Source organism: Coriobacteriia bacterium (assembly GCA_030652115.1).
Classification (GTDB): Bacteria; Actinomycetota; Coriobacteriia; order Anaerosomatales; family Anaerosomataceae; genus UBA6100.
Window position 1 is genome coordinate 223293 of record JAUSBK010000010.1, and the last position, 22743, is coordinate 246035.

At 66.4% G+C, this 22743-nt stretch carries 25 protein-coding genes; 1 reads left to right on the plus strand and 24 read right to left on the minus strand.

What is annotated here, in order from left to right:
- Nucleotide 1: 1 nt before the first annotated feature.
- The 23 genes from carA to Q7W51_09160 all read right to left on the minus strand — a co-directional run bounded on the left by carA (nucleotide 2) and on the right by Q7W51_09160 (nucleotide 20635).
- Nucleotides 2–1282, minus strand: a complete 1281-nt coding sequence (gene carA / locus Q7W51_09050) for a glutamine-hydrolyzing carbamoyl-phosphate synthase small subunit (protein MDO8848516.1) — start codon at nucleotides 1280–1282, stop codon at nucleotides 2–4.
- Nucleotides 1283–2572 (minus strand): dihydroorotase, encoded by a 1290-nt coding sequence (locus Q7W51_09055; protein ID MDO8848517.1) that lies wholly within the window; start codon nucleotides 2570–2572, stop codon nucleotides 1283–1285.
- A complete protein-coding gene (locus Q7W51_09060) occupies nucleotides 2556–3470 on the minus strand; it encodes an aspartate carbamoyltransferase catalytic subunit (protein MDO8848518.1) in 915 nt (304 codons plus the stop codon). The genes Q7W51_09055 and Q7W51_09060 overlap by 17 nt, the downstream gene beginning before the upstream one ends.
- A gap of 22 nt (nucleotides 3471–3492) precedes the next feature.
- Entirely contained in the window at nucleotides 3493–4047 is a 555-nt protein-coding gene (gene pyrR, locus Q7W51_09065; GenBank protein ID MDO8848519.1) for a bifunctional pyr operon transcriptional regulator/uracil phosphoribosyltransferase PyrR, read from the minus strand.
- A 269-nt stretch (nucleotides 4048–4316) separates the two neighbouring features.
- On the minus strand, nucleotides 4317–5687 hold the full coding sequence (locus tag Q7W51_09070) for an ATP-binding protein (GenBank protein ID MDO8848520.1): 1371 nt from the start codon (nucleotides 5685–5687) through the stop codon (nucleotides 4317–4319).
- Nucleotides 5684–6382, minus strand: a complete 699-nt coding sequence (locus Q7W51_09075; protein ID MDO8848521.1) for a response regulator transcription factor — start codon at nucleotides 6380–6382, stop codon at nucleotides 5684–5686. Before Q7W51_09075 ends, Q7W51_09070 begins: the two co-directional genes overlap by 4 nt.
- A 109-nt stretch (nucleotides 6383–6491) precedes the next feature.
- A complete protein-coding gene (locus Q7W51_09080; GenBank protein MDO8848522.1) occupies nucleotides 6492–7496 on the minus strand; it encodes an RluA family pseudouridine synthase in 1005 nt (334 codons plus the stop codon).
- Nucleotides 7497–7498: 2 nt separating this feature from the next.
- Nucleotides 7499–8041 carry a signal peptidase II gene (lspA, locus tag Q7W51_09085; GenBank protein ID MDO8848523.1) on the minus strand — a complete coding sequence of 181 codons (543 nt, stop codon included), beginning with the start codon at nucleotides 8039–8041 and terminating at the stop codon, nucleotides 7499–7501.
- A complete protein-coding gene (locus Q7W51_09090; protein ID MDO8848524.1) occupies nucleotides 8041–8406 on the minus strand; it encodes a TraR/DksA C4-type zinc finger protein in 366 nt (121 codons plus the stop codon). Before Q7W51_09090 ends, lspA begins: the two co-directional genes overlap by 1 nt.
- Before the next feature lie 130 nt (nucleotides 8407–8536).
- A complete protein-coding gene (ileS, locus tag Q7W51_09095; GenBank protein ID MDO8848525.1) occupies nucleotides 8537–11311 on the minus strand; it encodes an isoleucine--tRNA ligase in 2775 nt (924 codons plus the stop codon).
- 174 nt (nucleotides 11312–11485) lie between these two features.
- Nucleotides 11486–12256, minus strand: a complete 771-nt coding sequence (locus tag Q7W51_09100; GenBank protein ID MDO8848526.1) for a hypothetical protein — start codon at nucleotides 12254–12256, stop codon at nucleotides 11486–11488.
- A gap of 2 nt (nucleotides 12257–12258) precedes the next feature.
- Nucleotides 12259–12537, minus strand: a complete 279-nt coding sequence (locus Q7W51_09105) for a DUF167 domain-containing protein (protein ID MDO8848527.1) — start codon at nucleotides 12535–12537, stop codon at nucleotides 12259–12261.
- A gap of 12 nt (nucleotides 12538–12549) precedes the next feature.
- The gene (locus Q7W51_09110) at nucleotides 12550–13338 is read right to left on the minus strand and encodes a DivIVA domain-containing protein (GenBank protein ID MDO8848528.1); all 789 of its coding nucleotides are present in this window, start codon (nucleotides 13336–13338) and stop codon (nucleotides 12550–12552) included.
- Between the two features lie 54 nt (nucleotides 13339–13392).
- The gene (locus Q7W51_09115) at nucleotides 13393–13647 is read right to left on the minus strand and encodes a YggT family protein (protein ID MDO8848529.1); all 255 of its coding nucleotides are present in this window, start codon (nucleotides 13645–13647) and stop codon (nucleotides 13393–13395) included.
- Nucleotides 13644–14453 (minus strand): pyrroline-5-carboxylate reductase, encoded by an 810-nt coding sequence (proC, locus tag Q7W51_09120; GenBank protein ID MDO8848530.1) that lies wholly within the window; start codon nucleotides 14451–14453, stop codon nucleotides 13644–13646. Before proC ends, Q7W51_09115 begins: the two co-directional genes overlap by 4 nt.
- An 8-nt stretch (nucleotides 14454–14461) precedes the next feature.
- Nucleotides 14462–14980, minus strand: coding sequence for a cell division protein SepF (gene sepF / locus Q7W51_09125; protein ID MDO8848531.1), 519 nt, complete (start codon nucleotides 14978–14980; stop codon nucleotides 14462–14464).
- Between the two features lie 32 nt (nucleotides 14981–15012).
- Nucleotides 15013–15690 (minus strand): YggS family pyridoxal phosphate-dependent enzyme, encoded by a 678-nt coding sequence (locus Q7W51_09130; protein MDO8848532.1) that lies wholly within the window; start codon nucleotides 15688–15690, stop codon nucleotides 15013–15015.
- Nucleotides 15687–16367, minus strand: a complete 681-nt coding sequence (gene phoU, locus Q7W51_09135) for a phosphate signaling complex protein PhoU (GenBank protein MDO8848533.1) — start codon at nucleotides 16365–16367, stop codon at nucleotides 15687–15689. The genes Q7W51_09130 and phoU overlap by 4 nt, the downstream gene beginning before the upstream one ends.
- Nucleotides 16368–16457: 90 nt before the next feature.
- Nucleotides 16458–17273 (minus strand): phosphate ABC transporter ATP-binding protein PstB, encoded by an 816-nt coding sequence (gene pstB, locus Q7W51_09140; protein MDO8848534.1) that lies wholly within the window; start codon nucleotides 17271–17273, stop codon nucleotides 16458–16460.
- Nucleotides 17270–18103, minus strand: a complete 834-nt coding sequence (gene pstA, locus Q7W51_09145) for a phosphate ABC transporter permease PstA (protein ID MDO8848535.1) — start codon at nucleotides 18101–18103, stop codon at nucleotides 17270–17272. The genes pstB and pstA overlap by 4 nt, the downstream gene beginning before the upstream one ends.
- Before the next feature lie 3 nt (nucleotides 18104–18106).
- A complete protein-coding gene (gene pstC, locus Q7W51_09150) occupies nucleotides 18107–19027 on the minus strand; it encodes a phosphate ABC transporter permease subunit PstC (GenBank protein MDO8848536.1) in 921 nt (306 codons plus the stop codon).
- On the minus strand, nucleotides 19020–19844 hold the full coding sequence (locus Q7W51_09155; GenBank protein ID MDO8848537.1) for a phosphate ABC transporter substrate-binding protein: 825 nt from the start codon (nucleotides 19842–19844) through the stop codon (nucleotides 19020–19022). The genes pstC and Q7W51_09155 overlap by 8 nt, the downstream gene beginning before the upstream one ends.
- Nucleotides 19841–20635 (minus strand): polyphenol oxidase family protein, encoded by a 795-nt coding sequence (locus Q7W51_09160; protein ID MDO8848538.1) that lies wholly within the window; start codon nucleotides 20633–20635, stop codon nucleotides 19841–19843. Before Q7W51_09160 ends, Q7W51_09155 begins: the two co-directional genes overlap by 4 nt.
- 181 nt (nucleotides 20636–20816) lie before the next feature.
- Here Q7W51_09160 and Q7W51_09165 point away from each other — a divergent pair, with 181 nt between their 5' ends.
- Nucleotides 20817–21338, plus strand: coding sequence for a hypothetical protein (locus Q7W51_09165; GenBank protein ID MDO8848539.1), 522 nt, complete (start codon nucleotides 20817–20819; stop codon nucleotides 21336–21338).
- 188 nt (nucleotides 21339–21526) lie between these two features.
- Here the strand turns inward: Q7W51_09165 and ftsZ are convergent, their stop codons facing one another.
- Nucleotides 21527–22615 carry a cell division protein FtsZ gene (gene ftsZ, locus Q7W51_09170; protein MDO8848540.1) on the minus strand — a complete coding sequence of 363 codons (1089 nt, stop codon included), beginning with the start codon at nucleotides 22613–22615 and terminating at the stop codon, nucleotides 21527–21529.
- Nucleotides 22616–22743 lie beyond the last annotated feature (128 nt).

Genomic DNA, 22743 nt, shown 5'->3' on the forward strand with positions numbered 1-22743 from the left:
TTCACTCTCCGTCCATCTCGCCGAACAGGTCGGGGCGACCGTCCATGAGTCGCGTGAACGCGCGGAACAGGTACCGTGCGTCGTGCGGGCCGGGAGCCGCCTCGGGGTGGTACTGGACCGAGAACGCGGGCAGGTCGAGCGTGCGCACCCCCGCGGTCGTCATGTCGTTGAGGTTCACGTGCGTGAGCTGCACCCGACCGTGCACCGACGAGCGTACCACCGGTGCCACACCTGCGCGCACCCACGCCCCAAGATCGTTCGGGTCAAGCTCGAGCCCCCGCGAGTCCTCGGCCAGGAGCGGGCCGATCGAGCCGAAGTCAACGCAGAAGCCGTGGTTCTGCGACGTGACCTCCACCGCGCCCGTCACGAGGTTCTTCACCGGCTGGTTGCCCCCACGATGCCCGTACTTGAGCTTGTACGTCTCTGCGCCGAGCGCGAGCGAGAGCATCTGGTGTCCGAGGCAGATGCCGAAGATCGGCCGCACGCCGAGCAGGTCCCTGAGCGTGCTGTAGAGATACGCCACGGCCGCCGGGTCGCCCGGGCCGTTGGCGAAGAAGATGCCGTCGGGCTCGAGCGCGAGCGCCTCGTCTGCGGTCGTCGACGGCGGCACCACGGTGACCTCGCAGCCTGCCTCGGACAGCCGACGCATGATGTTGTACTTGAGGCCCGAGTCGTACGCCACCACGCGGTAGCGTGGCAGCCCCGCGAGCACGCCCGTGTCCACAGGCACTTCGCATTCGGGTGGCGCCTCTGCGCCCCAACGGTAACTGCTTCCCGCCGCCGCGCCGCTCACAAGGTCGCGCCCCACGAGCGACTCGGACGCTCTCACCTTCGCAAGCAACGAGGCCACGTCGAGGTCCACCGTCGAGAGCACCGCGCGCATCGCCCCCGCCTCGCGCACATGACGCGTGAGGCGCCGCGTGTCCACGCCCTCGATCGCGACCACGCCGAGGCGTTCAAGGTACGCGCCCAGTGTCTCCTCGGAACGCCAGTTGGAGGCCGTGGCCGAAAGCTCACGCACCACCAGCCCGGACGCGAAGATGCTGCGCGACTCCACGTCGGCGGCGTTCACGCCGTAGATGCCGATGTGTGGGAAGGTCATCGCGATGATCTGCCCGGTGTAGGAAGGATCGGTGAGGATCTCCTGGTAGCCGGTCATCGAGGTGTTGAAGACGATCTCGCCGAAGCTCTCGCCGGGCGCGCCGCAGCTGAAGCCCTCGAAGAACGTGCCGTCTTCGAGCACAAGCAGCGCGCGGGCGCGGGTGTCGTTGCCGGAAGCCACCTAACCGACCACCTTCCCGTTGCGGAGCGCCCATTTCCCGCCCACGAGCACGTCGCTCGCCTTACCGAGCAGGCTGCTGCCCACAAACGCCGAGTTGCGCGACTTGGAGACGAACCAGTCGGCCGTGACCTCAACGCGCGCTTCGGGATCTACGATCGTGATGTCGGCCGGAAAGCCGGCTTCGAGGCGGACCTCGGGCAGGCCGAGCGCCAGCCGCGGCCCGTGGCACATGAGGTTCGTGACCTCGGTCCAGCCGAGCGTGCCGGCAGCCACGAGGTTCGTGATCACCAGCGGAAGCGCGGTCTCCAGGCCGGTGGTGCCGAACGGCGCGAGCTCGAACTCAAGCTCCTTCTCATGCGGCGCGTGCGGCGCATGGTCCGTGGCGATGCAGTCCACCGTACCGTCTAGGAGGCCTGCCACGAGCGCCTGGCGGTCTTCTGCCGTGCGCAGCGGCGGGTTCATCTTGAGGTTTGTGTCGTAGGTCGCAAGCGCGTCCTCGTCGAGGAACAGGTGGTGCGGCGTGACCTCACAGGTCACGCGCACGCCGCGCGCCTTCGCTTCCCGCACGAGCGCGACCGAGCCCGCAGTCGAGAGGTGCGCGAGATGCAACCTGCAGCCCGTGAGCTCGGCAAGCGCGATGTCGCGCGCGACCATCGTCTCCTCGGCAGCAGCCGGGATGCCCGGCAGCCCCATGCGCGTGGAGACGACGCCCTCGTTCACCACGCCGTGTCCTGCAAGCGACTCGTCCTCGCAGTGTGCGATGAGCGTGGCGCCAAAGCGCTTGATGTAGTCCATCGCGATGCGGGTCATGCCTGCCGACTGGATCCCCTTGCCATCGTCGGAGAAGGCAACCGCACCCTCGGCGATCATGTCGCCGATCTCGGCGAGCTGCTCGCCGGCCTGCCCTTTGGTGATCGCGCCAACGGGATAGACGCGCACCGCTCCGTTCGCGGCCGCGCGCTCCACGATGAAGCGGACCTTGGAGCCGTTGTCGCAGATGGGGTCGGTGTTCGGCATGCAGGCTACCGCGGCGAAACCGCCGTGCGCCGCAGCGCGGGTACCGCTCTCGATCGTCTCCTTGTACTCACGACCCGGCTCGCGCAGATGCACGTGCACGTCCGCGAGGCCCGGCAGCACGACCTTCTCGGCGCAGTCGACCGTCTCGCCACGCTCGAGCTTGAGGTCCGTGCCCACGCCGACGATGTGGCCGTCCTTCACGATGATGTCGAGCACCGCATCGAGCCCGATGGCGGCGTCGACCACCCGCCCTCCTTTAAGCAGCAGCGCCACTGTCGGCACCTCCCAGCAGCAGGTACATGACGGCCATGCGGACCGCCACTCCGGACTCGACCTGGCCGAGGATGACGCTGCGCGAGGAGTCGGCCACATCGGCCGAGATCTCCACGCCGCGGTTCATCGGACCCGGGTGCATCACGATCGCGTGCGAGGGCAGCTTGGCCATCCGCGCCATGTTCATGCCGTAGAGCGTCGCGTACTCGCGGTTGCTCGGGAATGGCATCACCTCGGCGCGCTCGAACTGCACGCGCAGCAGGTAGCACACGTCGAGCGTGGGCAGTACCTCATCGAGGTCCCACGCCACCTCGGCGCCGAGCACGTCCGGCCTGGCCGGCATGAGCGTGGGTGGGCCGATCACGATCGGCGTCGCCCCCATCTTGCGGAGCGCGGGGACGAGCGAGCCGGCCACCCGCGAGTGGCAGATGTCGCCCACGATGCCCACACGCAGTCCAGCAAGCTTCCCGAGCGCCTGGCGCATCGTGTAAAGATCGAGCAGCGCCTGCGTGGGGTGCTCGTGCACGCCGTCGCCGCCGTTGACGATCGAGCAGCCCATCACCTCGGCAAGCATCTGCGGCGCGCCCGCGTACTTGTGGCGCACAACCACCAAGTCGCAGCTCATCGCCGCGAGCGTCTTGGCGGTGTCGAGCAGCGTCTCGCCCTTGACGGTCGCCGAAGCCGATGCCGAGAAGTTGATGCCGTCGGCCGAGAGGCGCTTGGCCGCGATCTCGAAGGAGGTGCGCGTCCGCGTGGACGGCTCGAAGAAGAGGTTCACGATGGTGCGGCCGCGAAGCGTCGGGAGCTTCTTGATGCGGCGCTGGTTCACTTCGGCGAAGGATTCCGCGGTGTCGAGGATGAGTGCGATCTCCTCGGCTGAGACATCGTCCATCGTCATGATGTGCCTGCCTGAGAGCACGCTACTCCCCTTTCCCGTCGTCTTCGAGGATGACGACCGCCTCGCGACCGTCGTGTTCCTTCAGGAGCACCTTCACGCGTTCCCGGCGGGCGGTGGGCACGTTCTTGCCCACGAAGTCCGCCCTGATCGGGAGCTCCCGGTGGCCGCGGTCCACGAGCACAGCCAGCTGGACCGCCGAAGGCCTGCCGTAGTCCATGATGGCGTCCATCGCGGCCCGGATGGTCCGCCCTGTGTAGAGGACGTCGTCCACGAGCACGATGGTGCGGTCCTCGACAGTGAAGGGGATGTCGGTCGTGTGCACCTCGGGACTGAGCCGGGTGGCCACATCATCGCGGTAGAAGGAGATGTCGAGGCTTCCTACGGGGACCACGGTCCCCTCGATCGCGGCGATCCGGTCGGCGAGGCGGTTGGCCATGTCCACGCCGCGCGTCATGATGCCCGCGAGCGCGATGCTCCCCGCCCCCTTGTTCGCCTCGAGGATCTCGTGTGCGATCCGGGTCAGTGCGCGGTCCATCGCCTCGGCGTCCATCACCTCGGCCTTCTCCCGGTAGCTCACGTGCGGCACCTCCCTGGCTTGGCGTCGGCCGGTTCCCCCCGGGCACAGATAACGCCCTCTTGCGGCTGGCAAGAAGGCGTCTGCTTCGGCTTGCACGCGACCAACCCTGGGGGCGGCTGCGGCTCATCTATGCTGTTGGCTCCTTGCCGGCCTCACGGGACCGGTATTAAAGGTCTGTCAGAGGGTACCAGGACAGCGGCCGCCTCACAACCCACGCGTGGGAGCCTCCCGACGAGCGGACAACAGGCGTGGGATCCCCCGGCCGCGCGTCAGCGACGGTCCTGCGCGACGGGGATGCGGATCACGAACGAGGCGCCGCCGAGGTCCGAGCGGTGGACCCCGACCCTCCCGCCGTGACGATCGACAACCTCGCGCACGACCGCCAGGCCGATCCCCAACCCGCCGCTCGTGCGGGCGCGGGCGGGATCCGCGCGCCAGAAGCGCGTGAACACCCGCTCGCGGTCCTCGTCGGCCACGCCGATGCCCGAGTCGGCGACCTCGATGACCGCTTCGTCGCCGTCGCGCAGCAGCCGCAGCCGCACGCTCCCCCCTTCGGGCGTGTAGCGCGCCGCGTTCGAGAGCAAGTTGCCCACGGCCTGTCTGAGGCGGTCCGCGTTGCCCATCACCACGATCCCGCGCTCAACCGCGTCCTCGAGCGTGTGTCCGGTCGACTCCATCAGCGCGCGCGAGGTCTCGAGCGCAGCCGTCACCGGCTCGGCCAGGTCGATCGGCACGAGCGGCATCGGGGCAGACCCGTTCTCGAGACGCGAGAGCTCGAGGATCGAACCGGTCAGCCTGCCGAGGCGAACCGTCTCATCGTGGATGAGCGCGAGGCGCTCCTCATCGGTGGGCAGCACGCCGTCCTGCATCGCCTCGACCGTCGCTTGGATCGCCTGCAGCGGTGTCCGGAGCTCGTGTGCTACATCGGCGGTGAGCTGCTGCTCGAAGGCACGCTCGGCTTCCACCGCATCCGCCATCTCGTCGAACGTCGCCCCGAGGTCGGCGATCGGGTCGCCGCCGGTCATACCGGTGCGCGCCGAGCGGTCTCCGTGCCGAAGCGCCTCGGCTGCGCGGGTCACCGCCGCGATCGGCCGCACGATTCCCCGCGAGAAGAGGACGCCTGCAAGCGAGGCGAGCGCGACCGCGATGAACGCCGCCAGCGCCAGGCCGCGCAGTGATGCTGCCCGGAACCAGACGTCGCGCTCGGTCAGCAGGCCGCCGGGCGTGATGCGCACGACGAGCGCCTCCCCGACCACCTCACCATCCACCACGATGTCCGCGCGCGCCGTGACCTCGGCATTGTCGGCGGGCGTGCCGCCGGTCATCATGCGGCCCATCCGGTCTTGCGTGTAGGCCACCAGATCACCGTCGGCGTCGAGCACCTGCACGCTGTAGTCGCCCGTGAGTCCGAGATGCGCGATGTTGACGAACGCAACCGAGTCCCAGCTGCCGGCCTCTCCGTACGCCTCCGAGAACACCTCGGCCACCGCGTCCGCGCGCTCCTGCACGCCCCGCTGCACGTAGACCTCGAACTGGCGCTGCCAGGTCACCGTGATCACGATCGCGGAGATGGCCGCGGTGGCGATCGCCACGAACGCGAACGCGAGCGCCAGCCGGAAGGTGAGGTCTTTTCGCCTCACGAAGTCTCCGGCGATTCGAAGCGATACCCCACGCCGAAGACCGTGTGGATGAAGCGCGGCACCTTCGGGTCGTCATCGAGCTTGGCGCGCAGGTTCTTCACGTGGGAGTCGACTGCGCGCTCGTAGCCTTCGAAGTCGTACCCGAGGACCTTCTCCACGAGCTCCATGCGCGAGTACACGCGGCCGGGATAGCGCGAGAGTGTCGTGAGCAGCTTGTACTCACTTGCGGTCAGCTCGATCTCCTGGCCGTCGACGTAGACCCGGTGGCCTGCGAGATCGATCTCAAGCGGGCCATACGCCACGCGCGAGCGCTGCGGCTCGGTCTCAGTGCGCGCACGGCGCAGGAGCGCCCTTACGCGCGCCACGAGCTCGCGCGGAGAGAAGGGCTTCACCAGGTAGTCGTCCGCGCCGAGGTCGAGTCCGGCGATGCGCTCCTCTTCGGCACCCTTGGCCGTGAGCATGATGATCGGCACGTCGGAGGTGTCGCGGATACGCTTGCAGACCTCCTCGCCCGACACTTCGGGGAGGTTGAGATCGAGCACCACGGCATCGTACTGATGTGTGCCGAAGGCCTCCAGAGCCCGCGCGCCGTCACCGACGGCCGTGACCCAGTATCCGTCGCGCTCCAGGTACGCCTCGACCACCGAGCGCGTCTGTGCCTCGTCCTCGACCAGCAGGATCCTGCGCGTCTCCACAGGCGGCCCTTCCTCTCGTGTACCTCCTGACGAGGATAGTACCGCCGTCTGGCGGCCCCGCGCACGAGATGTGGAGGTTGTGTGGAGCCTGAGAACGGCTACCGGAATGCTACGCGCCCTGCGGCAGCACGATCGGGAGCACCTCGTCGCCCGCCTCGGTCCGCCCCATCGAGTCCGGTATGAGCGCCCGCAGGCGCTTCGCCAACTCCTCGGGCAGAGCGTCGACAAGGTCGATCCGCTCGCCGGTGATCGGATGGTCGAACCCGATCCGGTACGCGTGGAGGTACTGCCTGTCGAGCCCGAGGTCCGCCTTGGGATGGTTGCGCCCGTAGAGCGCGTCACCCACGACCGGGTGCTTGATGTAGTTCATGTGCACGCGGATCTGATGCGTGCGCCCGGTGTAGAGCTTGCACTCGACCAGTGTGTAGCCGTCGTCGTACCTGCCGGCCATGAAACGCTCGAGCACGCGGAAGGTCGTGACCGACTGCTTCGCGTCCGGGTGATCGCTGACCGCCATTCGCATCCGGTCCTTCGAGTTGCGCGCGAGCGGCGCGTCGATGATGCCGGTGTCTGGCGCGATATAACCGTGGACGAGCGCCACGTACCTGCGTTCGATAGTGCGTATCTTGAGCGCCTCCGAGAGCGCCACCTGCGTCTCGTCGTCCTTGGCCACCATCATGAGTCCCGAGGTGTCCTTGTCGAGGCGGTGCACGATGCCCGGACGTTCGTCGCCCTGCTGCGTGCCGAGGTCGGCGGTGTGTCCCAGGAGCGCATGCACGAGCGTACCGGTCGAGTGACCGCGCGCAGGGTGCACGACGAGTCCGGCCGGCTTCGAGAGCACGATCAGGTGCGGGTCCTCGAACCGGATGTCGAGCGGGATGTCCTCGGCCTCGAGGGTCGCTTCCTCGGAAGGCGCCGGAAAGACCTCGATCCGCTCGCCCGCCCGCGTGATGTGTCGCTTCTGCGCGATCTCGCCGTTCACGCGCACGTACCCGCCCTCGAGCAGTCGTTGCGCTGCTGAGCGGCTCGGCAACTCCTCAAGCTGGCCGAGGAGGACGTCAAGGCGCATCCCCGCCTCTTCGCCACGCACGTTGTGGGTGAACGCCTCACGCATCTTCACTCGACCTCCGCCGAGGTCTGCCCCTCGGCCGGGTCCGGCTCCTCCGGAGAGGCTACCACCGCAGCAGCAACGCCCGCGTCCTTGGCGTGCTCGGAACTGAACAGCAGCCACCACACCAGAAGCGCTACGCCCACGTCGAGGGAGATGTCCGCCACGTTGAAGACCGGAAACCAACCCAGATCCAGGAAGTCGGTGACACCGCCCGACACCGCGCGGTCAACGAGGTTGCCGAGCGTGCCGGCTGCGATCATCGCAAGCGCCGTGCGCGCGAGCGGACTCTCGAGTCTGACGCGCACGGCGGTCCACCCGATGGCGGCAAGGACCGCAATCGCCACGCCGATCAGGAACCACTGCTGCCCGCGGAACATGCCGAAGGCAGCGCCGGTGTTGTGCACGTGCGTCAGCCACAGTACGCCTGAGACGACCGGATGCGACTCGCCGATCTCGAAGGAGGCTCGCACGAGCGCCTTGGTGATCTGGTCTGCCGCCAGGATGCACAGCACCGTCCCCGCGAGGACCGCCACGCGACGCTTGGTCACTAAACGCTCTCCTCGCGTTCCTTGCACGAAACACACAGCTCGGCCTCGGGCATGGCCTCCAGCCGCTCCGGCGGAATCACGTTCCCGCAGCGAGCGCAGACGCCGTACGTGCCGTCGTCCATCCGCGCCAGCGCGCGCTCGATCTGCGCGAGGTTCTCACGCGCCTGCCCCTCGAGCGTCATGTCGAGCTCACGGGAGAAAGTCGCCGAGCCCTGGTCGGCCATGTGGTCGCGGTAGTTGTTCTCGCCCGAAACGTCGGAGAGCGTCTCCTGATCCTCGCGCTCGTAATCCTCGATCTCGCCCACAAGCCGGTCACGCTCTGCCTCGAGCGCCGTTCTGAGTTTCTTCATGGTCGCCGCGTCCATCGCGGGTCCTCCCTCGCACTTGGGGGATGTATGGCAAAGCGCCCCGCCGAGGGGGCGCCAGAGCTCTGCACGTCACGTGCTGCGTTGAGTATACCACCCGACGCGCGAAGCTCTCCTTGAGCAGCCGTTCTCAGCGGAGCGAAGCGACGACCTCCGAGCACCGTGCGCACAGGCTGTCATCGCGGAGCGGACGCAGGTTCCAGCACCTCGGGCACTTCTCGCCACTTGCGCGCTCGACCCGGACGCCGACCACGTCATCCGAGGCGGGAAGCAGTTCCACTTCCGAGACGATGAACATCTCCGCGAGGGACTCCCGCCCGCGAGCCTCGAGTACGCCGAGTGCTCGCTCGGGGACGGAGAGGACGAGCCGGGCTTCCTGGCTCTTCCCGACGATCCCGCTGTTGCGGGCCTCTTCGAGAGCCTTCGTGGCAGTCTCGCGCGCCTCCAGCACGACCGTGTAGGCGTCGCGAAGCTCTCTGGCCTCCTCGGCAGGCACGTCGAGTGTCGGCCAGCCTGCGAGATGCACGCTTACGACATCTCCGCGGAGCGCTGCGGGCATGAACTGCCAGACCTCTTCGGTGGTGAACGAGAGCACCGGCGCCATGAGGCGCACGAGCGTCAGCAGCACCTGCGAGAGCACCGTCTGCGCGCTCCGCCGGCCCGCCGAACGGGCGCCGTCCGCGTAGAGGCGGTCCTTCAGCACGTCGAGATAGAACGACGAGAGCTCGGTCACGCAGTAGCCGTGAACGGCGTGGAAGACCTGGTGGAACTTCCAGTCGTCGTACGACGCCGTCACTCGCTCGGTGAGATCGGCGAGCTGCACGAGCGCGAAACGGTCGAGTTCGGGCATGTCGGCCCACGCCACCGAATCTGCCGGATCGAAGTCGGCGAGATTCGAGAGCAGGAAGCGGAACGTGTTGCGGATGCGGCGGTACGCCTCGCCCATGCGGTCGAGGATCTCATCCGAGACCGACACGTCCTGCGAGTAGTCCGACGCGGCGACCCACAGACGGATGATGTCAGCGCCCGACCTGGCGATCACGTCGAGCGGCGAGATCACGTTGCCGAGCGACTTGGACATCTTGCGCCCGTCGCCGTCCACGATGAACCCGTGCGTGAGCACGGCCTTGAACGGCGCGGCGTCGTACGCGCCCACGCTCGTAAGAAGGCTCGACTGGAACCAGCCGCGGTGCTGATCAGAACCCTCAACGTAAAGTTCAGCTGGACGGTGTAGCTCCACACGCTTCTCGAGAACGCTCGTGTGGGATACGCCGGACTCCCACCACACGTCGACGATGTCGTCTTCCGGCTTGAGATCGGAGACGCCGCCGCCACAACGACCACAGGCAGTGTCGGCGGGCAGATACTCACTCGGGCGCTTCGTGAACCACGCGTCTGCGCCGTCTGTCTCGAACAGACGGATGACCGCATCGAAGGTCGCCTCGGTAGCCACCGTCTCCCCGCACTTGGTGCAGGTGAACACGGGTACCGGAACGCCCCATGCACGCTGCCGGCTGATGCACCAGTCGGGACGGTCACCCACCATCGCCGAGATGCGGTTCACGCTCCAGCCGGGGATCCACTGCACCTCGCCGATGGCCCGCATCGCGTGATCCCTGAGGCCGGTGCGTTCCATGGATACGAACCACTGCTCGGTGGCGCGGAAGATGACCGGCTGCTTGCAGCGCCAGCAGTGAGGGTAGCTGTGCAGGATGTTTCCCGTAGCCACGAGCGATCCTCGCTCGGAAAGCCACTCGATGATCTTCGGATTGGCGTCCCAGACGTTCATGCCTGTGAAGGGGCCACCACCTGCATCGAACCTTCCATCGTCGAGTACCGGCATCGGCATCGGCAGGCCGTACTTCACGCCCACGAGGTAGTCCTCATCGCCATGTCCGGGTGCGGTGTGCACGGCGCCGGTACCGGTCGAGAGCTCCACGTGGTCGCCGGTGATGATGACGCCCTGCACGCCCTCGTGGATCGGCTGCGCGTAGTGAAGACCGGAGAGGGCACTTCCCTTGACGCGGGGCCCGACCACCTCGTGACCTTCCCATCCGGCGTGCGCTACCACTTGCTCGACCAGGTCTTCGGCCATCACGAACACACGGCCCCCGACGACTCTCACGCCCACGTAGTCGGCGTCTTCGGCAAGCGTGACAGCGACGTTGGCAGGCAGCGTCCACGGCGTGGTCGTCCAGATGAGAACCGACACCGCACCCTCGGCATCCCACGGCGTCGCATCGGCAAACCTGAATGCCACATAGATGGAGTTGGAGGTCTCATCCCCGTACTCGATCTCGGCCTCGGCAAGCGCCGTGTGGCAGCGGATGCACCAGTGGATCGGCTTCGCGCCTTTGTAGATCGCGCCGTCGGCGTACATCTTCTTGAAGATCTCGACGTTGCCCGCCTCATACGCCGGCTTGAGCGTCAGATAGGGATCCTCCCACTCGCCGCGCACGCCGAGGCGCTTGAACTCCTCGCGCTGAACGTCCACGAACTTGAGCGCGTAGTCCCGGCACAGTTCCCGCAGCTTCGCCTGGCCGATCGCGGCCATCTTCTCGGGACCGAGGTTCTTCTCGACCTGGTGCTCGATCGGCTGGCCGTGGCAGTCCCAGCCCGGCACGTACGGCGCGCAGTACCCGCGCATCGACTTGTACTTGACGATGAGGTCCTTCAGCACCTTGTTGTACGCGGTGCCCATGTGGATGTGGCCGTTGGCGTACGGAGGGCCGTCGTGGAGCACGAACAGCTCCCCGTCCCTGTTCGCTTCGAGGGTCAGGGCATAGACGTCGATGTCCTGCCAGAACTTCAGCCACTCCGGCTCGCGCGTGCTCAGATTCGCGCGCATCGGGAAGTCGGTCTCCGGCAGGTTCATCGTGCTCTTGTAGTCGTTCTTCTCGGCCATGGAGCCTGTCCTCTCGCCTACGTGCGGTGCCACACAACAGCAAAGCGCGCCCGTCCGCATCTGGGACGAAGCGCGCCTCGGATGAGGTCACTCCGCGGTACCACCCAGCTTGCGCACCTCAAGACGAGGCTGCGCCACTCGGTAGCCCGGTAACGGGGGCTGATCCGTCGGCGTCTACTTGGCCTTGGGGCCGTTCGGGCCGAAGCTCGGGGGTGATGTTCGGTGCCGTCGTGCCTCGCGGGCTTTCACTGTCCCCGCTCGCTTGCCGAGGCCGAACTTGGCCCTACTCGTCCCCTTCATCGCTGGGTCGAACACTCGGCCTTCCGGCCGCGTACGTGCGATGGTAGCGCCAGCATCATCGGGGGTCAACGCGTGTCGCTCCGCCTCATCACGTTCGAAGAGAGCGTTGATGGTGCTCACGCAGGCGCTCGCCTCCCCCTCATCCAGCGCCGCGCCGAAGCGCACCGCGGACCGCCACGACTTCACCTCGATCCGCGGATGCGGCTTCCCCGCCCGCATGGGCAGCAGTTCGGCGCGCTCCACGATCGTCCGACGGATGTGCAGCCTGATCGGCACACGGCCGGCCTGCCGCATGATCGTGATCCGCTCGGCGTCTATCGTGAGCGTCTCGGTGCCCGTCCGCCCGTACACCGCCGACCATATCGAAAGCAGGGCGAGGGCGTGCAGCGCCACGGTGAATGCGAGCATGACGATCCACAGCAGCACGCGCGCTACGATGCCGTCGGGGACTCCCCAACCCAGATACCAGATGCTCGCAACGACGACCACAACGAGCCACGGAACGCCAAAGAGGGCTGCGGTCCACGTCCAGGCATGATCGTGCGCGGCAGGCCCTCTGATCGCCAAACCATCAGGTGTCATCTCGACCGACAGCCGGCCGGACGTTCCGAGGGGCAACTCCACCGGCACCTGACGGACGCCCATCGCTACCCCCGTACGTCCGCAGGGGGTTCGCCAAACGCCCGCGCTACGTCCTCGGCGGTAGCATCTGCCACGTCCACCTGCTTGTGTCGCGCTGTCTCGCCACGCACGACACGCACCGTGGACTTGGGGACGTCGAGTGCGCGCGCCAGCAATTCGCATGCAGCGGCGTTGGCCTTGCCGCCATCGGGAGCGGCCGTCACCCGCAAAGACAGTTCACCCCCGTGCCAGCCCACGACCTCGTCGCGGCCCGACCTGGGGGTGACGTGAACGGCGATCCGCATCGTGCCCCGGACCTAGTCGATCTCCTCGATGTCGACGTCCTCGTCGCGCTCTCCGAACCCGAACTCCGCCACATCGAACTCCATGGTGGCGTCGGGCTCAAGATCAGGCGTGCCGAGATCGCCGAGGTGCAGGCTCGCAACCACGGCAGGAGTCGCCGACGGGGGCTCTGCGACAGGCGCCGCCGCAGGTGCTGCCGCAGGCGGTGCCCCCGGCTGCTCCGCCACCTGGTCGAAGAGCGGCTCGGCGGGCACGTCAAGCGGCTCGGCCGGAGCGAAGCTGGCGACAGGCTCGAAGACGTCGGCGTCGACGACGGTCTCCTGACCGGCCTGACCCATCATCAGCTTGACGTCCTCGGGCACGGTCAACTCGGAGAGCGACCGGAGGTGACGCTCGAGCAGTGCCTTGAAGTTGCCGCGGAATTCCTCTTCGGCCTGCTTGATCCGGCCGAGGTCGGCCGTTGCCTTCTGCTTGCTCGTGAGCGCGTTGTGAATGACCTCCTTGGCCTTCACTTCTGCATCCTTGAGCACGGCATCGGCCTCGCGCTGCGCCTTGTGCATCATCTCGTCCGACGAGCGCTGTGCGGACAGCAGCGTGTTGTGCAGCGTGCGCTCCATGTCCTGGTAGTCGCGCACCTTGGCCTCGAGCGCCTCGTTCTTCTCGGAGAGGTCGATGTTCTCCTTGAACAGGCGTTCGAGCTCATCGGCCACCTGGTCGAGGAACGCGTCGACCTCGGCCTCGTTGTATCCACGCAGCGCGTGGGTGAACTCCTTGTGGTGTATATCGAGCGGCGTGAGCTTCATGAGGGACCCTTCCTCGACCGCATGGACTACTAGGCGATTCTAACCCAACTGGCACTACAGGAGAGACGATAGAAGCCTCTGGATGAGCCGCAAGACGAGGATTGCGACGAGCGGCGAGAAGTCGATCATCCCAAAGAGCGGAACGATTCTTCGGAAAATGCCGACCCACGGCTCAACGACGGTGCCGAGAGCCACGTACGCGTCGTACAGGATCCCCGACGACGGGCGGAACAACGACATCAGCACGTAGACGATGATCAGCATTCCGTAGAAGTCCATGAGTCCCAGAATGATGTCCTTGACGCTCACGAGCCCAGCTCCTTTGCGCGCCGCACGGCAGCCGCGACGGCCGCGTCGACAGTCGGCCGGAAGCCGCCTGCCTCCAGGGCCTCCAGAGCAGCAACCGTCGTGCCGCCGGGGCTCGAGACACCATCGATGAGCTCCTGCGGCTCCATGCCGCTCGCGAGCAGCAGCTCGGCCGTCCCCTTGAACGTCTGGACCGCGAGACGCAGCGCGACGTCGCGCTCCAGGCCCTGGGCTGCGCCCGCCTCCGCCAGCGCATCGGCGAACAGCGCCACGTACGCGGGTCCCGAACCGGAGATCGCGGTCGCCGCGTCCTGGACCGCCTCGTCCACGACGAGGGCATCGCCGACCGCCTCGAACAGCTCGCGTACCCGCTCCACCTGCGCCGGATCCGCAGCGCGACCGCCGCTTACGACCGCCATGCCGGCCCCCACCATCGCCGGGGTGTTCGGCATGACGCGGACGACAGCGGCTCCGCCCCGCAGCAGCGCCTCAAGGCGTGCAGTGGTGATCCCGGCGGCGATCGAGACGACGATCGCACCGGCCTCGATGTCATCAGCCAGATGTGCGACCACCGCATCGATGACCTGCGGCTTCACCGCAAAGAGCACAATCTCGGCGCCCGCCAGCACATCGTGACCGTCGGCGAACACAGCGATCCCGTGCCGCTCGAACACGTCCCGTCGCGGCGCCGACGGCTCCACGACAGCGATGCTGCTCGCCTCGAGCGCGGCGGACGATACGAGACCGGCTGCGATGGCCTCGCCCATGCGGCCGCCGCCGATGATGACGAGCGTGTACGGAGCGCTCACAGCCGCGCTCACCGATCCATGCCGAAGAGGCCCCTGTCGCGCATCGCGGCGCGCTGGGCGTCGCTCACGTCCACGTTGGCAGGTGTGAGCATGAAGACCTTGTCGGAGACCTTCTGGAGGCCGCCATTGAGGCCATACGTGAGGCCCGATGCGAAATCAAGCAGCCGCTTCGCCAGGTCCTGGTCGGTCATCGTGAGGTTCATGATCACCGGAATGCCCTGCTTGAACTTGTCGGCGATCGCCTGCGCCTCGGAGTACGTCCGTGGCTCGACGATCTGCATCTTCACCTGCGGAACCTGCTGCACACCGGGGCCCGCGACCACCGACCCTTGCCGCGCCGCCTCGCGCGCCCTGTCGAGGTCCGGCTCACGCGTCACGCGACGAATCGACTGCGGCTCGCCCTCGTACGGGCTGCGCGGAAGGTCGCGCGCCTCCGTGCCGTCGTCTTCGTCGTCGTACTCGTCGTACTCGTCGTACTCGTCATCGCCGAGGCCGAGTCTCGCTTTGATGTCATGGATGAAGCCCACGGTTCGCTCCTCGCCTCGCTTGGCCTATCGTGTCACCGGCCGAAGATAGCTCTGCCGATGCGCACGATGGTAGCACCCTCCTCGATGGCCACGCCGAAATCATTCGTCATGCCCATGGAGAGCTCGGTTAGTTCAACCCCATTGAAACGCATAGCCGAAAGGGATTCAAACAGGTCGTGCAGGTCGCGGAAGACCCAACGCACCGACTCCGGTCGCGCATAGGGGGCGATGGTCATCAGACCGCGCACGGCAACGCCGGGCAGTTCGAGCGAGGCACGCACGAGTTCCTCGGCCTCCCCTGGATCCATGCCGTGCTTCGACGCCTCGCGCGACACGTTCATCTCGAGCAGTACCGGCTGCACGACCCCCAGCGCACCCGCAACCCGGTCGATGCGCTCGAGCAGCTTGAGCGAGTCCACCGAGTGGATGAGGAACGCCTTGCCGACCACGTGCTGCACCTTGTTCGACTGCAGTGTGCCGATGAAGTGCCAGCGCGCTTGCGGGAACAACCCGTGCTTGGCCTCGAACTCCTGCACACGGTTCTCGCCGAAGTCCGTCACGCCTGCAGCGATCGCGTCGCGGACCTCGGGCGGACCAACCGTCTTGGCAACCGCGACGATCGTGATGTCATCGGCGTCGCGACCGACAGCGTCCGCGGCATCGCACACCCGCGTCCGGACCGACTCGTATCGCTCGGCTACCTGGCTCACGCGCCCTGCGGCTCCTGACCCTCGGCCGACTCATCGAACGCCTCGAACGCACCGGTCACCATGTAGACGAGCCGCTCGCCGATGTCGACCGCGTGATCGGCGATGCGCTCGAGATAGCGTGACGCGAGCACCATGCTGCTCGCCCACTCGATGTCGTCCTCGTCCTGCAACCTGCTGAGCTCGCGGAAGAACTGCTTGAAGAGGTGGTCTATTGGCTCGTCCATCTCCTTCAGCTTGTACGCGAGCTCGAGGTCGTTCGTCTCGAATGCCTCGAGCATGGCCTCGAGCACGCGGTGCACGAGATTGCCCTGCGCGCGGATGAGGTCGTAGAGCGTGCGCGGCCCCCGGCGTGCAGCGGTGCGACGCGCCGCCTTGGCGATGTTCACGCCGAGATCGGCCATGCGCTCCATATGCATCGAGACGTGCGCCAGCGAGTACAGCAGGCGCAGGTCGCGTGCTACCGGGAACTGAGTGGCGATGATCTCGAGCGTGCGCTCCTCGAGCGCCAGACAGCGCGTGTCGATCACGTCATCGCTGGCTATGACCTGCTCGGCCAAGTCGACGTCGCCCTCGACGAGCGAGGTAATGGCGTCGCGCGTCATCTCGATGACCAGGCGCCCGATCTCGACGACCTCGGCCTTGGTGGCCTTGAGTTCCTTGCGATAGCCTTCGCGCATGATGTGGATCTCCTCAGTCGGGTGACTTCTGCAAAACCCGATTATAGTCAGCGCCGGCGCCTACGAGGTTGCACGCCCGTTACACTCTCCCTACCCGAACCGACCGGTGATGTAGTCCTCTGTCCGCCGATCGTGCGGACTAGTGAAGATCTCGGCCGTCCGGCCGAACTCGATCAGCTCGGCCGCTTCGCCCTGGCGTTCTTGCAGGAAGAACGCCGTTTCATCGGAGACGCGCGCCGCTTGCTGCATGTTATGCGTGACGATGATGATCGTGACCGAGTTCTTCAGTTCGGCCATCAGGTCCTCGACCTTTTGCACGCTCGTGGGGTCGATCGCCGAACACGGTTCGTCCATCAGGAGCACGTCCGGCTGCACGGCCAGCACGCGAGCGATGCAGAGGCGCTGCTGCTGACCGCCGGAGAGCGTCAGCCCACCCCGGGCCATGATGTCCTTGACCTCTTTCCAGACGTTCGCGCGGACGAGGGCCTTCTCGACGATCTCGTCGAGCTCGGCCTTCTTGGTCACACCGTGCAGGCGCGGCCCGAACGCCACGTTGTCATAGATCGACATCGGGAACGGGTTCGGCTGCTGGAAGATCATCCCCACCCGCCGGCGGAGGTCCACCGGATCGACGCCCGGCCCGTAGATATCGGCCTCGTCGAGGGTGATCGTGCCTTCGAGGCGCGTGCCGGGGATGAGGTCGTTCATCCGGTTCAGGCACCGCAGGAAGGTCGACTTGCCACAGCCGGACGGACCGATGAACGCCGTGACCGAGTTCTCCCGGACATCGATGTTGATGCCGGTGAGCGCGTGGAAGTCGCCGTAGTAGAACTCAAGGTTCCGAACCGCGAACTTGGCGGCGCCGGTGAGCGCCTCGGCCTTGGGCGCCGAGAATGGCGGTGTCATGATTCCGTGACCCTTCTGTTCCGGGCGGCAAGCCACCGGGCCGACAGGTTGAAGAAGAGGATCATCACCATGAGGAGCAGCGCGGTACCGTACGCCGCATCCATGTTGATGCCGTCCATCGCGAGCCGGTACAGATGCACCGTCATCGAACGGCCGGGGTCGAGCGGTGAAATCGGGGTGTTGATCGCTTCGCCCATCGTGAAGATGACGACGGCCGTCTCGCCCACCGCGCGCCCCATCGCGAGGATGACTCCGGTGAGGATACGCGGCATCGCCGAAGGCAACACGATCCGGCTCACCGTCTGCCACTTGCTCGCGCCGAGCCCGTAGCTGCCCCACCTGATGAAGCGCGGGACAGAGCGGATAGCCTCCTCCGTGGCGCGCATGACGATCGGCAGCATGAGAAACGAGAGCGCAAGCGCACCCGAGAGCACCGAGAACCCAAGACCCATGGCCTCGGTGAAGAAGGCGAAGCCGAAGAGGCCCATGACGATCGACGGCACGCTTGCCAGTGTGTCAGCAGCGAACCGGATCGTGTTCACGAGACGACCCTGTACCGCATACTCGGCCAGATAGACCGCCGCAAGCACGGCGATCGGCGTGACGATGAGCATCGCAAGCCCGGTCACGTACATGGTCGCGACGATGGTCGGGCCGATGCCTCCCTCGGCGTTCACGCCGTGCGGCCGCGTGAAGATGAACTCCGGCGTGATCTGGCCGATGCCCCGCACGACGACGTACACGATGACCGCGCCAAGCACCGCGACGGTGGTGATGCCGCAGAGCCACAGTGTCCCGACCGCGATTCGGTTCGCCCAGCGCTTGTCCATCGCCTACGCCCTCTTCTCGTTCAGTCGCGAGAGCGCGCGAACGAGCGCGACGAGTCCCATCGAGATGAGGAACAAGATGATCGCCATGCCAAAGAGCGCGGTCCGATGTGTGCCCGAGGCATAGCTCATGTCGATCACGATCTGGCTCGTGATGGTCGCGATCGGCTCGCCGAGACCCTTGAAGAACTGCGGCGCGTTGCCGGCGACCATGACGACTGCCATGGTCTCCCCTATTGCGCGGCCCATGCCGAGGATTGTGGCGTCGATGATCCCGATCCTGGCGGCCGGCAGGAGCACCTTGTGGATGGTCTGCCATGTGGTGGCGCCCATCGCGTAGCTCGCCTCACGGATGCCGGGCGGCACGGAACCGAGCGCGTCCTCGGTCAGCGTCGCGATCGTGGGAACGATCATCACCGCGAGGATCAATGATGCCGTGAGCGTGCCGAAACCCATCCCGCCGGTCATCTCCGCGACGATCGGTCGCACGATCACCAGCCCGAAGAAGCCGTACACGACCGAAGGAACGCCCGCGAGCATCTCCACCGCCGGGCGCACGATCCTGCGCATCTGCGGTGAAGCGATCTCGGAAAGGAACACCGCCGTACCGATCGCAAGCGGCGCTCCGAGAAGCAGCGCGCCAAGCGTGATGACAAGCGTGCCGCTCACAAGGGGAAGGATGCCGTAGAGGTCGAGGCTTGAGGAAAACTCGGTTCCCCCGAGAAAATCCGCCAGTCCCGGCTCCTGCACGACGGGCCATCCACGCCACATGGTGAAGACGAAGATGAGCGCCACGGCCGCAACGGCGACGATAGCGCAGACCAGGAAGGTGTTCTTGAGCAGCGCCTCTCTGATGTACGTGGCGCGGGACATCATCTTCAGCGTGCCGGACCGGGCGGGCTGCGGCATCTGCTCCTGCTCAGCCACCGAGGCCCTCCTTGGCGGTGATCGGGATGAAGCCGGCGTCCCGCACGATCGCATCCTGAACGTCAGGCGACAGGACATACTCGATGTAGTCGGCCGTGGCGTCACTCATCTCGCCCTCGGTGAAGAAATGCAACACCCGCTGCACCGGATACTCACCCGAGACCACAGTGGCCTCCGAAGGCTCGATGCCATCGATCGCGATCGCCCTGACCTCCTCGTTCACGAAGCCGAGCGAGATGTAGCCGATTGCCCCCTCGACCTGTGCCACGACTGCGCGGACCTGACCGGTGCCGGGCAGCACCACGGCACCACGATCGAACAGCGAATCCCCCATCACGATCTTGTGGAACGCCTCTCTCGTGCCGGAGGCCTCGTCGCGGTTCACCAGGCCGATCTCCATGTCCGGGCCACCGACCTCACGCCAGTTCGTGATCTCGCCCGCGAAGATCGCCCGGACCTCTTCGGTGGTGAGCCCGGTCACGGGGTTGTCGGGATTCACGATGACCGCGATCGCGTCGAACGCAACGGGCGTGTCGTCCAGGCCGAGGTCGAACTCCTCTTCCTTGAGCTCGCGGGACGAGGTGCCGATGTCCGAGGATCCCTTCGAGACGCTCTCGATGCCTGCCGAGGAACCCAGGCCCGAAACGAGGATCGACGTGCCCTCGTGTCCTTCGGCGTACATCTCACCGGCGACCTCGGCGATCGGCAGGAGCGTGGTCGACCCCGTCACGATCACTTCCTGGTGCGTGATGCCGCCGTCGGAGCAGCCGGACAGCAGCGCTGTCGCGACAACAGGAACGAGCGCGAGGGCGATCAGAGAATAACGACGAGCGCGCCGTGCCGTCCGGTTCGGCCCTCGGCGCGGTGCGAGTAGAAGCGATCGGTGTTGTGCGCGGTACAGATACCGAGGTGACACTGGCGACCTTCCGGGACTCCCGATCGCTTTAGGTCTGCGCCTACGACCGCGCCAAGATCCAGATGGGACGAGGCCGCGGTAATCGTAACAAAGCGGTTATCGAAATGCGACACGCATTCCGGTCCCACCTCGTAACAGCACGATCCGATGTGCGGGCCGACGAAGGCGATCAGATCGTCATCGCCGGGAAGTGCACGCAGCAGTGTCGCGGCGTGTCCGACGATGCCGGCTGCGGCTCCGCGCCATCCCGCGTGCACGACTGCCACAGCCGGGATTCCCGGCCTCACCAGCACCACCGGGACGCAGTCGGCGAACATCAGCATGAGCGGAATCCCCCGCTCGCGCGTCCAGAGCGCATCCGCGTCTGGGATCGGAGGCCGTCCACCCGTGACGCGGGCCCCCGAGCCCGCTGTCGCCACGGTCACCTCGGCAATACTGGTGCCGTGCACCTGCTCGCCCGTCGTGAGGCGGTCGGCAAGCGCCGCGATGCCGATACTCTCGAGCAACAGCGCTCTGTTGCGGTCCACAGCGCCCGGGCCGTCTTCCACATGCCCGGCCAGGTTCAGGGACTCGAACGGAGTCGCACTCGTCCCGCCGCCGCGCTCCGAGAAGGCGATGCCGACGCCTGCGGTCTCGAAGAGCGATGGCGCCGTGTGAATCGCGATCCCGTCGCGCTCGACCCGCTCGAACATGCCGCTCCTCCTCAGCGAACGTCCGCTCATACCGCCCGAAGCCCCCGCTGGACGCAAGCTGCCGTGCACCGCTAGTCAACCAGCGCCGCATACGTCACACTCGATGAACAGCAGCGGTCTGATGGGGACCCGTTGCTCAGATGATGCCATATGGCTGCTCACCGAAGGGGGGTGACGCGTAATGAAGCGGTCATTCTCGTTTACCACCGCCCTCGCCACCGGCGCCATGAGTCTTTTGTGGGCCGTACCCGCCTGGGCACAGGACTACACCTACGACTACTCGTACGACGCCGGCAGTGAGGCTGCCGCCGGTGTGGTGTGCGCAGTCTACGGCTGCCTTGGCGTGTTCGGCCTGCTCAGCCTGGTGTTCTGGGTCTGGATGATCATCGATGTGTTCGCCCGCCAGGAGCACGAATTCCCGAACTCCACGGGCAACAGCAAGACCACCTGGATGATCATCATGTTCGCCTCGTGGATACTGGGCGCAGCACTCATTGCGGCCATCGTCTACTACTTCATGGTCTACAAGAAGATCAAGCGCGGCAAGGGAGGCCAGCCTCCAATGGCAGGTCCTGGCGGCTACCAGCCGGCAGCGGCTCCGCCTATGGCTCCGCCTCAGATGCCCTCGGCTCCCCCGGTGGCACCGTACTCGCCACCCGCACCGCCGGCTCCTCCGGCACCACCCGCGCCGCCGATCGGTTAGGCACGCACTGCACGTCACGAAGAAGGCCCGCTGCAGCACGCAGCGGGCCTTCTGTTACTCGCTCGAGAACCGCTCCTAGCCTGCCGCGACCCTTGCACCCACGACGCACTGCTGCCGTGTGACGAGCTCCCTGACTCGTCACACGGCAGCATATCTCTAAGCGGCGTGGTGCCGCTTGCTCGCGGTACCTACATGTTGCGGCGCTTCAGAAACGCGGGGATGTCCAGATCGTCCTCGGCCACACTGGCCGGCATGTCAAAGGTCGGGATCCGCGGACCCTCGTCCTCGGCATCCGTCGTCTCGAACTCGATAGTCTCCTGGCGCCGCTTCCCGCCGAAGCCTGTGGCGATCACGGTGACCCGGATCTGATCCATCATGGAGTCATCGATGACCGCTCCGAAGATGATGTTCGCATCCGGGTGGGCGGCCGCCTGTACGACCTCCGCGGCCTCGTTGACCTCGAACAGACCAAGATCGCTACCGCCGGAGATGGAGAGCAGAACGCCGTTGGCGCCCTCGATGCTGGATTCGAGCAGCGGACTTGCGATCGCGGCCTTCGCGGCTTCGTGCGCCCGGTTGTCGCCGGTGGCAACGCCGATGCCCATGAGCGCGGTTCCGGCGTCCTTCATGATCGTGCGCACGTCGGCGAAGTCCAGGTTGATGAGGCCCGGTACGGTGATGAGGTCCGTGATGCCCTGGCAGCCCTGGCGCAGCACATCGTCGGCGATGCGGAACGCGTCCAGAATGGACGTCTTCTTCTCGGCAACCTGCAGCAGACGGTCGTTCGGGATGATGATGAGCGTATCAACGTGCTCCTTCAGGCGCTTGATGCCTTCCTCGGCCTGAATGGCGCGCTTGCGCCCCTCGAACGCGAACGGCCGCGTGACAACCGCGACCGTGAGTGCCCCGATCTCTTCCTTGGCGATCTCCGCGATGACCGGTGCAGCACCTGTGCCGGTGCCGCCGCCCTGGCCTGCCGTGATGAAGACCATGTCAGCGCCCTGGAGCGCCTCCTTGATCTCGGCCTTGTTCTCCTCCGCCGCCTGGAAACCGACGTCGGGGTCGGCGCCCGCCCCGAGACCCTTCGTGAGTCCTACGCCGATATGCACCTTGTAGTCGGCATCCGACATCAGAAGCGCCTGGGCATCGGTGTTCACCGCGATGAACTCCACACCCTTCACACCCGCCTCTACCATGCGATTGACAGCGTTCGTGCCGCCGCCCCCCACGCCCACCACCTTGATGACTGCGAGGTAGTTAGCTCCAGTTTCCAGCATCGCACGCCTCCTGAGCTGCCCGTTTGTAATGTAGTCTCAACCTCTACTTGATGTCTACTGTGCTTGGGCAAAGGTCAATCTTCACACGAACCTTATACTAATTGCAAGGGGTTTGCAACGCCAATTCG

Bases quoted from the DNA above. Each gene is read 5' to 3' on its own strand.
- phoU (MDO8848533.1), bottom strand. From the start codon at position 16,367: ATGCGCGAAGGCTATCGCAAGGAACTCAAGGCCACCAAGGCCGAGGTC.
- Q7W51_09080 (MDO8848522.1), bottom strand. From the start codon at position 7,496: ATGCGTGAGGCGTTCACCCACAACGTGCGTGGCGAAGAGGCGGGGATG.
- Q7W51_09110 (MDO8848528.1), bottom strand. From the start codon at position 13,338: ATGAAGCTCACGCCGCTCGATATACACCACAAGGAGTTCACCCACGCG.
- Q7W51_09105 (MDO8848527.1), bottom strand. From the start codon at position 12,537: ATGCGGATCGCCGTTCACGTCACCCCCAGGTCGGGCCGCGACGAGGTC.
- Q7W51_09060 (MDO8848518.1), bottom strand. From the start codon at position 3,470: ATGACGATGGACGATGTCTCAGCCGAGGAGATCGCACTCATCCTCGAC.
- pstB (MDO8848534.1), bottom strand. From the start codon at position 17,273: ATGACACCGCCATTCTCGGCGCCCAAGGCCGAGGCGCTCACCGGCGCC.
- pstA (MDO8848535.1), bottom strand. From the start codon at position 18,103: ATGGACAAGCGCTGGGCGAACCGAATCGCGGTCGGGACACTGTGGCTC.
- ftsZ (MDO8848540.1), bottom strand. From the start codon at position 22,615: ATGCTGGAAACTGGAGCTAACTACCTCGCAGTCATCAAGGTGGTGGGC.
- ileS (MDO8848525.1), bottom strand. From the start codon at position 11,311: ATGGCCGAGAAGAACGACTACAAGAGCACGATGAACCTGCCGGAGACC.
- Q7W51_09165 (MDO8848539.1), top strand. From the start codon at position 20,817: ATGAAGCGGTCATTCTCGTTTACCACCGCCCTCGCCACCGGCGCCATG.
- Q7W51_09090 (MDO8848524.1), bottom strand. From the start codon at position 8,406: ATGGACGCGGCGACCATGAAGAAACTCAGAACGGCGCTCGAGGCAGAG.
- Q7W51_09160 (MDO8848538.1), bottom strand. From the start codon at position 20,635: ATGTTCGAGCGGGTCGAGCGCGACGGGATCGCGATTCACACGGCGCCA.
- Q7W51_09100 (MDO8848526.1), bottom strand. From the start codon at position 12,256: ATGGGCGTCCGTCAGGTGCCGGTGGAGTTGCCCCTCGGAACGTCCGGC.